Here is a 12889-nt window from a genome sequence, read left to right as displayed (position 1 = left end):
CTGCACCCGCCGCCCCGGCCGTACGACCGGCGGCCGGCGCTGCCGCAGGGGGAGAGCCCCCTGGCCCTGCCGCCCGCGCGGCCGGCGTACCCGTCCCATCCGCCGGAGTCCTACCGCCGGCCCGAGCGGGACGCGTACGGCCGCCCGTACGAGCAGGATTCGTACGAGCAGGATTCGTATGAGCAGGGCCGGTACGGGCAGGATCGGTACGAGCGCGACCCGTACGGCCGCCCGGCGCGGCCCGAGCAGGACGACTCCTCGCCGGCCGCCTTCCCCTACGGCCCGTACCGGCAGCGATGAGGCAAGGAACCAAGCTGCTCGTCCGGACGTCTTACCGCCGAATGTAGGGATTTCTCAGTCGTTACGATCGACCCGGAATCAACGCGCGCCCTCTGGGGAGTGGGTCTCCTGTGCAACCCCCGCAGCCGCCGTACGGCGGACCTCCGGGCCCGGGGTCCGGTCCTCCACCCGGACCGCCTCGACCGCCTGGGTGGGGAGGGCCGTCGCCCGGCCCGCCCGAGCCGAAGAACGGCGGTGTGGTGGTCATCGTCGTCATCGCCGTGTTCGTGGTGCTCATCGGCGGCGGACTCGGACTGGCGTTCCTGTACGGCTCCGACGAGCCGGAGCACCCCAAGGCGGCACCGCCCTCGTACAGTCCGCCGACCACCCTCACGCCGCCGGCCTACAGTCCACCGGCCTACAGTCCACCGGCGGTGCCGTCCGAGACGCCGTCCGACGAGCCGTCGACGGCGGCGCCGGTGTTCGACCCGCAGCCGGGGCAGTGCGTGAAGAACACGGGCACCGCCCAGAAGCCGCGCCTGCTGATCTCGACGTGCACGTCGGGTCACTACAAGATCGTCGACCGCATCGACGGCACCACCGACATCAAACGGTGCGACTCGACCGACTACACGTACGCGGTCTGGTTCAACGAGCCGAAGTACGTGCTGTGCATGAAGGGCGTCTGAGGGAGCCGCCCGGCGCCCCGGGCGGCCCCTGACGCTCAGTGATGCGCCGGTGCCTCCTCGGCGCGATGGTCCGGGACGAACCGGTAACCGACGTTGCGGACCGTTCCGATGAGCGATTCGTACTCCGGGCCGAGCTTCGCCCGCAGCCGTCGTACGTGCACGTCGACGGTGCGGGTGCCGCCGAAGTAGTCATAGCCCCAGACCTCCTGGAGCAGCTGGGCCCGGGTGAAGACCCGGCCCGGATGCTGCGCGAGGTACTTCAGCAGCTCGAACTCCTTGAACGTCAGGTCGAGCACGCGCCCGCGCAGGCGGGCGCTGTAGGTGGCCTCGTCGATCGTCAGCTCGCCGCGACGGATCTCGCCGGGCACGTCGTCCGGCTCGGCGGCCGTGGTGCGCCCCACGGCCAGCCGCAGCCGGGCCTCGACCTCGGCCGGACCCGCCGTCTGGAGCAGCACGTCGTCCAGACCCCACTCGGGTGTGAGCGCCGCGAGACCGCCCTCGGTCACGATGGCGAGCAGGGGTACGTCCAGTCCCGTGGTGCGCAGCAGCCGGCACAGGCTCTTGGCCTGCGCGAGATCGCGGCGAGCATCAACGATCACCACGTCGGACGGGGGCGCGTCCATCAGAGCCACCCCCTCGGCCGGAGCCACGCGGACCGAGTGGAGTAGCAACCCGAGCGCCGGCAGTACTTCGTCGGACGGCTCGAGCACGTTCGTCAGTAGCAGCAGAGTGCTCAATACGGCCTCCTCGCTTGGCGGCCCCCAGAAAGACGTCGAGGACCCGAGGGCAGCGCTGCCCGGATCCCTACTACGGGAGGATATCCAATGACGGTCGGCAGCTCATCACCGAGTGGTGTAGACCATAGAAAGGGGTGACCCATGGCGAAGGGCCTGATCAGATATTGGGCCGCCGCACGGGCGGCGGCCGGTGTCGCCGAGGAGCCGTACGACGCGGCGACGCTCGGGGAGGCGCTGACGACGGCGGCCGCCGGCCGGGGCGACGATTTCCAGCGCGTGATCGCCCGTTCCTCCTTCCTCATCGACGGCGACCCGGCCGGCACCCGCGACCCGGCCTCCGTCGACCTTCCCGACGGCGCCACCGTCGAGGTCCTGCCTCCGTTCGCCGGCGGATAGCCGGGCCGCCCCGGCCTCCGGCGGACGTCCGGCTCGTCAGGACGGGCGGAAGTTCGCGTTGGCGCGGGCGATCCGCGTCCCGTCCGAGGTCATCAGGCCCTCGATGTAGCGGGTGTCGATCCCCTCGAGGAACTCCACCGACCTCAGCTGACCGGAGGGGCGGCCGCCACCGGGAGCGCGGATCCGGTACACGTTCCCCGCTCCGCGCGGTGTCCGCCGCGCGGTGAGCCAGCGGGGCGAGGCGAAGACGACGCGGCCGTGACCGCCGGAGGGCCGGAAGCCCTCGGTGAACACGACGTCCGCGGAACGGCCGTCCCCTCGGTAAAGGGTTCTCGTCCCGCCGACGTGCGCCCGGGGGAGGGCGTGGAGATAGTCGAACCGGAGCCGGGCCCGCCACGAGACGCTGCCGGCGGGGGCGGCCGCCATCGGCCCCATCCGGAATCCGTGAAAGAACCGCGTCGCGACGTCGAACACACCGGTTGCCGAGGCCGCCATCACACGGTCGGCATGGAGGCGCGGGACATCACGCGGTCACCCTATCGACCGGGACGCGTGTAGCACGGTGGAGCGATTCGACGCCCGCGGACGTCATCACCGGAGGTGACTCGCCGGAGCTTCGGCCGCCGGTAGTGTGATCACGAATCGGCGACGGGAGAGACATGCGCAAGGTACTGGTGGTCTTCCTGATCTTGCTGATCGGGCTGGTCATCGCCGCCGATCGGATCGGGCTGTGGGTCGCGCAGGACCAGATAGCCAAGGAGGTCGCGTCGCAGTACGGCCTCGACCACAGGCCCAAGGTCAAGATCAAGGGCTTCCCCTTCCTGAACCAGGCGCTGAACGGCAGGTACGGCGAGATCGACGTCAACGTCGGCGACGTGACCCAGCTCGGGGTGCACCTGACCGACACCGTGGTCACGCTGAAGGGCGTCGACGCGCCGCTGTCCGACGCCCTCCACGGCGACGCCTCGAAGATGGTGGCCGACACCGCGACCTCCACGGCGACCGTCTCCTACGCCGACGTCAACAAACAGGCACCGCGCGGGATGAAGGTCTCGGCCAAGGGCAAGGAGTTGCAGGTGCACGGCCCGGTGACCGTCCTCGGCATCAGCCGTACGCTCAGCGCCACCGTGTCCGTGAAGCCCTCCGGACGTAAGATCCGGGTGCTGCCGCAGACGGTCGACGCCGGTGGCGCCACGATCCCCGTCGCGCTGGTCCAGCAGGCGTTCACCTTCACCATGCCGGTGAAGGGCCTCCCGCCGGACACCACCATCAGCGACGTCCAGATCCAGTCGGACGGACTGCGCGTCACGACCACGGGCAAGCACGTCAACCTCGAGAGCCTCGCCGAGCGCTGACGGGCCCCGGCCCGTTCGGATCAGTCCAGAACCGTGCGACTTACGGTGAACCTACCGCCGTTTCGATACGTGTCTGGAGTGTGGGACCGACTGCGAACGAGGGGCTTCTCCGCGCCCTGTACGCCGAACACGGGGGGCCGCTCCTGGGTTACGTCCTGCGCCTGACCGAGGGTGATCGGCATCAGGCGGAGGACGTGGTCCAGGAGACGTTGCTGCGTGCGTGGCGGCATCCGGAGGCGCTGGACGGCCGGCCGATCCGGCCGTGGCTGTTCACGGTGGCCAAGAACCTCGTCCTCGACGCCCACCGGGCGCGCCGGTCGCGTCCGCCCGAGACCGGTGAGGCCGGGCTCGCGGCCGTTCCGGCCACCGACGAGATCGGCCGCGCACTGGAGTCGTGGACGTTCGCCGAGGCGCTCGCCGACCTGAGCCCCGAGCATCGGGCGGTGCTCATCGAGACCTACTACCGGGGGCGGTCCGTCGCCGATGCGGCGGCGACGCTCGGCGTGCCGCCCGGCACCGTGAAGTCGCGGTCCTACTACGCGCTGCGCGCGCTCAAACTCGCACTGGAAGAACGGGGGTTGGCGCCATGACATCGAGCACCGAATGCTCGCGGCTGCGGCTGTCGCTCGGTGTGTACGTCCTCGGCGCCATCGAGCCCGCGGAACGCGCCGAAGTGGACGCGCACCTGGGTGTCTGCCGGCGCTGCCGGGACGAGCTCGCGTCGCTGGCCGGCCTGCCCGCCATGCTCGGGCGGGTCACCGAGGAGCAGGTCGAGCAGCTCGCCCCGCCGCCCGCGGAGCTCCTGGAGTCGGTCCTGGGCAAGGCCGCGAACGAGAACCGCGCCCGGCGACGCAGGGAACGCGCCCTGTGGATCGCCGCCGCGGCCGCGCTGATCGTCGTGGTCGGCGTCGGCGTCCGGGCGACGATGGGGAGCGGCGGCACCGTCGCCGAACGCCCGCCGCTGCCGCCCCGCCCGCCGGCCGCGACCACCGCCCCGACCACGACGGTGAGCACCAAGGACCCGGCTACGGGCGTCCGCGCCCAGATCGACATGCAGCCCAAGCTGTGGGGGACCGCGTTCACCGTACGGATGAGCGGCGCGCCGGCGGGCTCTCACTGCCATCTGGTCGCGACGGACAAGAAGGGCCGCAAGGACATCGCGGGCGGCTGGGAGGTGCAGTACCTCGACGGCTCCGCCAGCTTCGCCGGCTCATCGATGATCCAAAGAAGCGATCTCGCCTCGGTCGAGGTGCTCACCACCGAGGGACGGCGGCTGGTACTCGTGAAACTCTGAGGGAATGCCGGGGGCGGCACACTCCTTGGAGTAGATGATGATCGGTCTTTACGTCGCGCTGGCGGCACTCGCCATCGCCACCGCGCTCGGCCTGGTGTGGCGGAGCCGCGGCGGCGTGCTGCGCGAACGCCCGGAGCGGAAGGACGGCGAGGTGGAGCGTCTCGGCGAGACGGAGCTGGGAGCGTCGCTGGGCGCGCGGGCGACGCTGGTGCAGTTCTCGTCGGCGTTCTGCGCTCCGTGCCGGGCGACCCGGCGGGTCCTGACCGAGGTGACGGACCTGGTCGACGGTGTGGCCCACATCGAGATCGACGCGGAGTCCCATCTGGACCTCGTTCGCCGCCTCAACATCCTGCGCACTCCGACGGTGCTCGTGCTGAACGCCGACGGGGACGTCGTCCGCCGCGGATCGGGGCTTCCCCGTAAGGCCGACGTCGTCGCCGCCCTGGGTGAGACCGTCGCCTGAGCAGGGCTCACGATGAATCCCATGGCACTGTCATCGCAGATCAACGCGAAATTTGTGATCTCGATGGGCGAGATGGCATTTTACGCGGAGCGAGACGCCGCTTACTATCGTGTCGTGCGATCCTGGACAGAGCTGCTGACCAAGCGGCGGGCAGTCGACTTCTGCCGCGTCGCGACGGCGCTCTGTCGTACGGCCTGAGCTGGTTGGCCCTCTCGTAGCCCGTCTCACTCGCCGTCGTCATCAGGAGCATCTTCCGATGCAGGTCGACCCTAGAGGCCAGCGTTTCGCCGCGGTTCTCACAACCATCGTCCTGATCGTCGTTTTGGTGACCAGCAGCTGGCTGCTGCTGGCGGCACAGGCCGTGGTGTTCCTCATCGGAGTCCTCTTCGGTCTCCGGAGCGCTCCGTACGGCCTGATCTACCAGGCGCTCGTCCGCCCTCGGCTCGGCTCGCCCAAGGAGCTCGAGCCGGAGGCCCCGCCCCGCTTCGCGCAGGGGGTGGGTGCGGTGTTCGCCCTGGCAGGAGTGGTCGGGTACGCCCTGGGTATCCCGGCGCTGGGGATGACCGCCACCGCGTTCGCGCTGGTCGCGGCCTTCCTCAACGCCGCCTTCGGGCTGTGTCTGGGCTGCGAGGCCTATCTGCTCATCCGCCGGCTCACCCCTGGGCGAGCGACGTCCTAGGACGCGTTCGCCTGGCTCGTGACCATGCCGCGAGTGCCCGTAAGACCCGTAATGCCACTCCAACTAGGAGGACCACAGCATGAGCCGCTCCGACGTCCTGGTCGACGCCGACTGGGTGCAGGCGCACCTCGATGACCCCGGGATCGTCCTCGTCGAGGTCGACGAGGACACCAGCGCGTACGACAAGGGCCACATCCGTGGCGCCGTCCGTATCGACTGGAAGACCGAGCTGCAGGACCCGGTACGCCGCGACTTCGTGGACAAGACCGGCTTTGAGCACCTTCTTTCGGAGAAGGGCATCGCCAACGACGACCTGGTCGTCCTCTATGGTGGGAACAACAACTGGTTCGCCGCGTACGCGTACTGGTACTTCCGCCTGTACGGCCACCAGAACGTCAAGCTGCTCGACGGCGGCCGCAAGAAGTGGGAGCTGGACTCCCGCGACCTCGTCCAGGACACGCCGTCCCGGCCGAAGACCGACTACACCGCCAAGGAGCAGGACGCCGCGATCCGCGCCCTCCGCGACGAGGTCGTCGACGCGATCGGCGACAAGAACCTGGTCGACGTCCGCTCGCCGGACGAGTTCTCCGGCAAGCTGCTCGCCCCGGCGCACCTGCCGCAGGAGCAGGCGCAGCGCGGCGGCCACATCCCGACGGCCCGCAACATTCCTTGGTCGAAGGCTGCCAACGACGACGGCACGTTCCGCTCCGACGAGGAGCTGCGCGAGCTGTACGAGGAGGCCGGCGTCGACCTGTCCAAGGCGACGATCGCCTACTGCCGCATCGGCGAGCGGTCGTCCCACACCTGGTTCGCCCTGCACGAGCTGCTGGGCCTGCCGGACGTGAAGAACTACGACGGATCCTGGACCGAGTACGGATCGCTCGTCGGTGTACCGATCGAGCTGGGGGAGGCGAAATGACGGACGGCTGCGGGGCACCGGCTCAGACGGCGAGCCTGCCCGCCACAGTGGATCTGACGAACGAGGCGGTCATCCAAGGCACCGTCGTACGCGGAGGTGACGTCGTCTCCGGCGCGTACGCGCGGCTGCTCGACGCGACCGGCGAGTTCACCGGCGAGGTCGTGACCAGCGACGAGGGCGTCTTCCGGTTCTTCGCCGCGCCCGGTGACTGGACCGTGCGCGTACTCGCGCCGGGCGGGGTCAGCATCGACTCCGCGGTGACGGCGCAGACCGGTGAGGTCGCCAATCTCAAGGTCGCCATCTAAGGCGCTGAGAGCACGAGAGATCCCGCCGTCCGTCAGGACGGCGGGATTTTTTTTACTTCGAATCGCTTGAAATCCTGATCCGGGCGACCGGGGGTTAGCCGCTACGATCGCGTATTGTGCTGCGTTCGTCCCCCGTGACCCTGCCCTGGACCACGCTTCGGCTGGCCGGGCGCTTCGCGGTGCCGCTGGCGCTCTGGTTCACGGTCGGCCAGGTCCTGCGTTATCTGCTGTTCCTCGGGGGCTACCACTTCGGGCTGCACCACGCGTCGGTGCCGATCTTCGTCATCAGCCTGATCGTCATGGTCACGCTCGGGGTGACGGTGGCGATGCTGCACAGCGTCAAGGACGGCCTGCCCGGGGTCAAGAAGCGTGAGCTCGACGAGTCCCTCACCTCCTGGACGGCGGCGGAGGAGGAGACGATCCTCGACGCGCTGACGCGCGCACTGCTGCCGTTCATGATCTTCTACCTGGCCTGGAACTGGTTCACCCAGGACGCCCAGGACTTCGAGCAGTCGGCGGCGGGCCGGGGCAACGCGCAGGGCGGCATCTTCGGCCAGATCCAGGCGATGAAGCTGACCATCGCCCTCGACCACCACGTCTGGGTCGCGATCGCGCTGACCGCGACCTTCCTGGTGCTGAAGTTCATCGCCGAGCGCCTCGCCGAGCCGCGATGGCCGCGGTTCGGCGGTATCACGGTCGCGCTGTTCGAGGTGAACTGGACGCTCTTCGGCCTGTTCACCGTCAACAAGGCCCGTGGCGACCTGACGGGCTGGATCACGAACCGGGTCTTCTGGCACTGGCTCGGAGAGATCAGCGGACCGGCGTTCGGCTGGTTCGACGCGCTGTGGCCCTCGTTCAAGGAGGCGGTGCTCGGCGGACTCGTCTGGCTCGTCATCGCCGGTGTCGTCCTCGGCGTGGACGCCGACGAGGAGACCCAGCTCGGCCGTGGCCGGGTCGGCCGCGGGCTCGCCTCGGCCAGCGGCATGGACCGCCCGCACACGCCGTGGGAGGTCATCACGCGCGAGTGGCGCGACAAGTGGCTCCCGACCGTCTACGGCTTCCGGATGGTCTTCCGCTCGGGGCTGTTGCCGTTCATGGTGTTCTGCGTCCTGTTCACGGGGCTGGACGACGGTGCGCTTCTGCTCCAGCGCGGCGTCTATCACCTGCTCGGGCCGCACCCCATCGCCTACTGGATGCCGGCTCTCGGCGTCGTCTACTTCTTCGCCGAACTCCTCCACCAGGTGCTGCGCGTCTGCCTGATGGCCGCGGCGTTCGACATGGTCGTCACCCGGGTCAGTGAGCGAAGCGCAACACCTGCGTCGGACCCGACGGCTTCCGCGTCATCAGCCCGCCAGATCGTGCCTCGAGTACGACCGAGCTGACCAGGCCCGCGGGCACGGTCGCGGTGACCGACACCTGCGACACGGTGCCGACGGCCGGTTTGAGATCGGGGTCGGTCTCACCGCCGGCCGACCACACGTGCCCCGCGCGGTCGCGAAGCGTGTACGCGATCGTCGGCAGTTGCTTGACGCCCTGGGCGTCGAGGGGCTGCGCGTCCACGACGAGCTTGAGATGCGCGGAACCGGCCGGCGCGCCGGTGCTCTTCGAGTCGGTCGCGTCGCGGCCGAGCAGCCGCAGCCTCACCCGGCCGAGCGTGCCGGTGCCGCCACGGCGTACGACGGTCACGCTCTCGTTCGTCTGGTACCCCACCGACTGGTGCTCCGTGTCGATCCACTTGACCGCGAGGAATCCGGGGACGAGCAGGATCACCGCCGCCACCTCGATCGCACGCCGTGAGCCGTTGCCCGGCCGACGGCGCCGCTCGATCGGGTCCGGGACCGTCTCCTCGAGCGGATCCCGTATCGTCCACTCCATCGGGTCATGGCTCATGAGTCCTCCTTCGCCGGGCTCATGATGTCTTCAGCTCATAGTCGGGGGTGGGGTGGGAGGCCAGCCGCGCGGCCTGGTCGCCACTGATCCCCAGGTCGACCGACGTCTCACCGCTCAGGTTGTTGATGAGGTCGGCGGTCCCGACCACGAGGCGCGCGCCGGCGAGCCGGTCCTTGGGGATCTCGAAGATGAACGTCGCCGGCGCCCACAGCATCGGCTGGAACTCGCTGCTGGTGTCCGGCAGGTCCGCCCGGCCGCTCTCGTCGTACGCCACGCCGCCTCGCGTGACCAGCCGCACGTGGCCGGGCGTGAACGGCTTCTTGTTGCTCTTGATCTGGGTCTGCACGATCACGAAGACGCCCAGGCTCTTCATGACCTTGCCCTTGTCCAGGAACGACGGCTTGCTGATCGCACTCGCCACGTCGACCTTGGCGACCTTCACGCTGAAGTCCGTCGTGCCGACGGCCGTACCGATGCGTCCCTTGCTGACCAGGGGGTGCTGCAGGCGCGCCTCGATGTGCGGTTTGACGCTGTAGAGCCACATCGTCAGCGCCGCCAGTCCGGCGGTCAGCACGGCCGCCACGGCCTTTCGTGCCATGGTCATGATGTCGCTCCCAGGCGTACCGGCACCTTCACCTCGGCCTTGACGGGGGACTGCTTGGTCACGCTCCAGTAGTACTCGTCGGTGGTGAAGCTCTGGCCGTACTCCCACAGGCGCAGTGCCACGGTCAGCGTACGCGGCGGGGTGGCGCTGCCCAGCTTCCACACGGCCTGCACGACGACGGGCAGCCGTGGATGGATCTCACTGGTGTTCTGCCCGTCGACGTCGCCCTCGGAGGCCATCAGATCGGGCTCGGCGTACTTGCCGGGTTTGGGCTCGGCGGCGACGCCCCCGATGAACGAGCTGACGCCGTACGACTGGTCGCCCAGGTCGGTGACCCGCATCCGGACGATGAGGAGGTTCTCCAGCGGATCGAAGGAGCTCAGCTTCATCCGCCCGAACCGCGCGTCCAGGATCCGGACGTCGAACAGCCCCTGGTTCACGGTGCGTCCCGCGACACTCTGGCCCGGCCCGCCCGGCTGCGCCCGCAGCCCGCCGGCCGCCCCGGTTATCGCGACGAGCACCACGAGAACCCCGGCGATGATCAGTACGACCCGCAGCCGGTGGCGGGGCTTGTTCACCTCGTCCGGCGGAGGCGGGGCCACCGGCTGGTCGTAGTAGACGTTGATGGGCCCCTCTCCGACAGGAGAGAGACCAGGCGTGCCGTGTTCTTCGCTTCGCTCATTCATGGGATCACCGCGTCAGATCGGCAGCGCTTCCGCGCCGGAGAGCGCCGCCCGGTGGTAGTCCGGCAGCGAGGTTCCGGCCGTGTACGCCTCGACCTGCGGAGCCGCCTCTCCCGCCTCGGCCAGGGCCCGTTGCAGGAGACCGGTCACCTCGACCGGGTCGGCACCCGCCGGGGTCTCGGCGAGATACACGCGGCGGAGCGGCTGCAGAGCGGTCGGCGGGTAACGCCACACACGCCAGAGCCCGCTCACGGTCGTCTTCCGCGCGGCGTCCACCGCGGCCTGGTCGATCTCGTCGACCACGCGCGGCCCGACGCTCCACGGGGACACCGGGGCGAACTCGCCCGGCGGCGGCTCCATCCGCTGCCGTATCCCCGCGTCCACCAGGGACGGGTCGTCCCCGTACCCGGCCAGCAGGCGCCGCAGGCGCTCGGCGTCCTGGGCGGAGTAGGGAACCAGACCGGTGTCGACGGCGCCCGCGATCAGCTCGGCGAGCTCGTCCAGCCGCCCGGCGGCGAGGAGCTCGCGTGCCCGGGCCAGGTCGTCGTCGGCCAGCCACCCCGCGAGCCGGAGCAGCACGTCGTGCCATTCCGCGCGGGCGCCGGGCGGATGCTCGGACATCAGCGACTCTCCTGTCGGTGAACGGTCATCGGGGCGGCTGGGGTGGTCGTGGAGGCGGGAATGGCGGCGGGGCCGGCGCGCCTACCACCGATCTCAGCATGTCGTACGCGCGCTGGGCGATGTCCGTCCGGAGTCTCAAATCCTCCGGGCCGACGCCCAGCAGGACGTCCGGCGGCCATGCGCGCCCCGCTCGGACGTCGGCCAGCAGCATATGGAATGCCGGGTCGTTATTGACGGCGTATGCGATCTCGCGCACCGTCGCTTCGCTCCTCGCCTGCCCGTTCATCTGCGCGCTGTACCGGAGGCGGTTGCCGAGTTCCCTGGCCTCCGAGAGGCGGGCGTAATCCTCCATCTTGCTTTGACTGGCCATCGAGCTTGCCTCCGCGTCACGGAGTGTCCGCACGGGGTTCGCCGCCCAGTAGGTGTCTCGAGGGGTGGTGAGGACCAACGCGGTCTCGCTGTTGACCCGTCCATACCCCAGATCGTCGACGACCTTGGCCACTTCGGGAGGGAGGGGGCCGATCGTGTCGAAGCGGAGGTAGTCGTTTCTGCTCACGCCCATGAGACCGAGCCACTCATCGACTGCGAGGGGGCCGCCGCGCTTCAGTGATGGGTCCATCACCACCTCGACGACGTGACCACTGGGATGCTGGACCAGGACGACGGGCGCGACGTGATAGTTCCAGGTGATGTTCCTCGGGTCTCCCCAGACGGCGCCTGCCGCGGTATCGGCCTGGACCCGGAGCGAGGAAGTGGGGTGAGCGCGGACGGCGAACACCTTCCGTGAGTTGTAGCCCCACTCGGAAAGCTGCTTCGCCATGCGGTGCGCCCGGTCGTAACAACCGTCCTCCGGGTGGCCGAACGGGATCCGGGCCTCGCCGCCGTCCTGCGTTCTGAAGGTCGCGGTGGAGAGCCGGTCATAGACGCCCTGTGCCTCGGGGATCGAGAGCACGGAGGTCTCCAGGAGACTCTCGCCGAGGAGATGCGTGAGGTAGCTACGCTCCGAGGAGTACCCGAAGCGGTCCCTTATATGGTCGATCGGATCGGCGCCGTAGTGGCCTCGGTAGTTGTCCTGGAGCCGCCAGATCTCGTCGGGCTTCCGGCCGGCACGGCTGAGCAGTTCGCTGATCCGTGGGCCGTCGCGGAGCGCGATCGCGTTGTGGAGGTCTCGGGCGAACTGCGGATCTTCCACCCGTGTGTACGCGGCCTGTTGCGCCTGCCAGTGGCCCGTCGCCGGGTCGGGAAACAGGTGCTGGAAGTAGGGCGCCGGATCGAAGTCCAACCGCCCCTCCGAGCGCGCCCGGTCGATGTCGGACCAAAGGTCGCGTCCTGTGGCCTGGCGGTAGGCCTCGTTCACCCTCTGGGCCGAGACTTGATCTCCTTTGAGCTCGTGGAGGCGGGCCAGAACGCCGCCGCCCTCGACGGTCCGCGAATACAGCGCCTTCCGTAGATCGCCGGCCAGCCGGACCGGATCCGCCGCGCGCGACGGCAGGACGGAACCGAGCCGCTGCTGTTGGTGAAGATCGCGAAGAATGTGCGGCGGCACCTCGGGCGGCGGCGAGACGTCGTTGTACCCGGCGCGGTGCAGCGTGTCCTCCAGGGCGGAGCGGTGCACGATGGGCGGAGGCGGCTTGGGGAGGGACGGGTCCGTCGGCGTCGTGGGCGTGCTGGAAGCGTTGTGGGACGCGGTGTGAGACGGCGGTTCGGTGGCGCCCTCGGGGGGCCGTCCGACGGGCGGCGGGCCGGTGGGCCTGGTGTCGGTCGCGCCGCGCGGGTCGAGCAGGGGGGCCACCGCGGGGCCGTCCGTCTTGTCGTACGGGCGGCCGGACGCGCCGTTCCCGGGAGTGGTCATATCTGGCGGCGGGCCGAAGCCCTTCGTTTCGCCGTGTGGCGGGACGGCGGTCGGCCGTCCACCCTCACCGGGCCGGTGGGGTGCGGGAAGTGGCATGTCGGGCCGGGTCCCACCGCCCGGAGC

The 12889-nt window shown here is 69.8% G+C and carries 18 protein-coding genes and 1 pseudogene; 12 read left to right on the top strand and 7 right to left on the bottom strand.

The features are described 5' to 3' along the window. Both ACFFNX_RS26310 and ACFFNX_RS26305 read left to right on the top strand, forming a co-directional pair. Positions 1 to 300, top strand: a pseudogene (locus ACFFNX_RS26310) (hypothetical protein); the annotation flags it as partial. A gap of 236 nt (positions 301 to 536) precedes the next feature. Further along, positions 537 to 968 carry an LppU/SCO3897 family protein gene (locus ACFFNX_RS26305; protein ID WP_378207708.1) on the top strand — a complete coding sequence of 144 codons (432 nt, stop codon included), beginning with the start codon at positions 537 to 539 and terminating at the stop codon, positions 966 to 968. Positions 969 to 1003: 35 nt separating this feature from the next. Here ACFFNX_RS26305 and ACFFNX_RS26300 read toward each other — a convergent pair whose 3' ends face one another. Next, positions 1004 to 1705 (bottom strand): winged helix-turn-helix transcriptional regulator, encoded by a 702-nt coding sequence (locus tag ACFFNX_RS26300; RefSeq protein WP_378207706.1) that lies wholly within the window; start codon positions 1703 to 1705, stop codon positions 1004 to 1006. A gap of 141 nt (positions 1706 to 1846) precedes the next feature. Between ACFFNX_RS26300 and ACFFNX_RS26295 the strand changes: the two genes are divergently transcribed. After that, positions 1847 to 2101, top strand: a complete 255-nt coding sequence (locus ACFFNX_RS26295) for a MoaD/ThiS family protein (protein ID WP_378207703.1) — start codon at positions 1847 to 1849, stop codon at positions 2099 to 2101. A 36-nt stretch (positions 2102 to 2137) separates the two neighbouring features. Here ACFFNX_RS26295 and ACFFNX_RS26290 read toward each other — a convergent pair whose 3' ends face one another. Beyond that, the gene (locus tag ACFFNX_RS26290; RefSeq protein ID WP_378207700.1) at positions 2138 to 2536 is read right to left on the bottom strand and encodes a hypothetical protein; all 399 of its coding nucleotides are present in this window, start codon (positions 2534 to 2536) and stop codon (positions 2138 to 2140) included. A 224-nt stretch (positions 2537 to 2760) separates the two neighbouring features. Here ACFFNX_RS26290 and ACFFNX_RS26285 point away from each other — a divergent pair, with 224 nt between their 5' ends. The 9 genes from ACFFNX_RS26285 to ACFFNX_RS26245 all read left to right on the top strand — a co-directional run bounded on the left by ACFFNX_RS26285 (position 2761) and on the right by ACFFNX_RS26245 (position 8498). After that, entirely contained in the window at positions 2761 to 3456 is a 696-nt protein-coding gene (locus ACFFNX_RS26285; protein WP_378207697.1) for an LmeA family phospholipid-binding protein, read from the top strand. Between the two features lie 80 nt (positions 3457 to 3536). After that, positions 3537 to 4046 (top strand): sigma-70 family RNA polymerase sigma factor, encoded by a 510-nt coding sequence (locus ACFFNX_RS26280; RefSeq protein ID WP_378207694.1) that lies wholly within the window; start codon positions 3537 to 3539, stop codon positions 4044 to 4046. Further along, on the top strand, positions 4043 to 4750 hold the full coding sequence (locus tag ACFFNX_RS26275) for an anti-sigma factor family protein (protein ID WP_378207691.1): 708 nt from the start codon (positions 4043 to 4045) through the stop codon (positions 4748 to 4750). The genes ACFFNX_RS26280 and ACFFNX_RS26275 overlap by 4 nt, the downstream gene beginning before the upstream one ends. Positions 4751 to 4784: 34 nt before the next feature. Then, on the top strand, positions 4785 to 5213 hold the full coding sequence (locus ACFFNX_RS26270) for a thioredoxin family protein (RefSeq protein ID WP_378207688.1): 429 nt from the start codon (positions 4785 to 4787) through the stop codon (positions 5211 to 5213). Positions 5214 to 5234: 21 nt separating this feature from the next. Continuing rightward, positions 5235 to 5411, top strand: a complete 177-nt coding sequence (locus ACFFNX_RS26265; RefSeq protein ID WP_378207685.1) for a putative leader peptide — start codon at positions 5235 to 5237, stop codon at positions 5409 to 5411. A 58-nt stretch (positions 5412 to 5469) separates the two neighbouring features. Next, on the top strand, positions 5470 to 5892 hold the full coding sequence (locus ACFFNX_RS26260) for a DUF4395 domain-containing protein (RefSeq protein WP_378207682.1): 423 nt from the start codon (positions 5470 to 5472) through the stop codon (positions 5890 to 5892). Between the two features lie 79 nt (positions 5893 to 5971). After that, positions 5972 to 6811: a sulfurtransferase gene (locus ACFFNX_RS26255; protein WP_378207679.1), complete on the top strand. Its 840-nt coding sequence runs from the start codon at positions 5972 to 5974 to the stop codon at positions 6809 to 6811. Further along, positions 6808 to 7116, top strand: coding sequence for a DUF1416 domain-containing protein (locus ACFFNX_RS26250; RefSeq protein ID WP_378207676.1), 309 nt, complete (start codon positions 6808 to 6810; stop codon positions 7114 to 7116). The genes ACFFNX_RS26255 and ACFFNX_RS26250 overlap by 4 nt, the downstream gene beginning before the upstream one ends. Positions 7117 to 7232: 116 nt before the next feature. Continuing rightward, positions 7233 to 8498, top strand: coding sequence for a hypothetical protein (locus ACFFNX_RS26245; protein WP_378207673.1), 1266 nt, complete (start codon positions 7233 to 7235; stop codon positions 8496 to 8498). Here ACFFNX_RS26245 and ACFFNX_RS26240 read toward each other — a convergent pair. Genes ACFFNX_RS26240 through ACFFNX_RS26220 form a run of 5 tightly spaced genes read right to left on the bottom strand, consistent with a single transcriptional unit; the run spans position 8410 to position 12529 of the window. Beyond that, on the bottom strand, positions 8410 to 9006 hold the full coding sequence (locus ACFFNX_RS26240) for a hypothetical protein (protein WP_378207670.1): 597 nt from the start codon (positions 9004 to 9006) through the stop codon (positions 8410 to 8412). The genes ACFFNX_RS26245 and ACFFNX_RS26240 overlap by 89 nt on opposite strands. A 19-nt stretch (positions 9007 to 9025) precedes the next feature. Then, positions 9026 to 9610 carry a hypothetical protein gene (locus ACFFNX_RS26235; RefSeq protein WP_378207668.1) on the bottom strand — a complete coding sequence of 195 codons (585 nt, stop codon included), beginning with the start codon at positions 9608 to 9610 and terminating at the stop codon, positions 9026 to 9028. Next, entirely contained in the window at positions 9607 to 10296 is a 690-nt protein-coding gene (locus tag ACFFNX_RS26230) for a hypothetical protein (RefSeq protein ID WP_378207665.1), read from the bottom strand. Before ACFFNX_RS26230 ends, ACFFNX_RS26235 begins: the two co-directional genes overlap by 4 nt. 12 nt (positions 10297 to 10308) lie before the next feature. Further along, positions 10309 to 10914 carry a hypothetical protein gene (locus tag ACFFNX_RS26225; RefSeq protein ID WP_378207662.1) on the bottom strand — a complete coding sequence of 202 codons (606 nt, stop codon included), beginning with the start codon at positions 10912 to 10914 and terminating at the stop codon, positions 10309 to 10311. Positions 10915 to 10939: 25 nt separating this feature from the next. Further along, positions 10940 to 12529, bottom strand: a complete 1590-nt coding sequence (locus ACFFNX_RS26220; RefSeq protein ID WP_378207660.1) for a protein-glutamine glutaminase family protein — start codon at positions 12527 to 12529, stop codon at positions 10940 to 10942. Between the last annotated feature and the right edge of the window lie 360 nt (positions 12530 to 12889).

The sequence above is a fragment of the Actinoallomurus acaciae genome (genome assembly GCF_042429965.1).
Lineage (GTDB): Bacteria > Actinomycetota > Actinomycetes > Streptosporangiales > Streptosporangiaceae > Actinoallomurus > Actinoallomurus acaciae.
The sequence above is the reverse complement of the archived record's forward strand: the minus strand, read 5'-3'. Positions and strand labels throughout refer to the sequence as shown.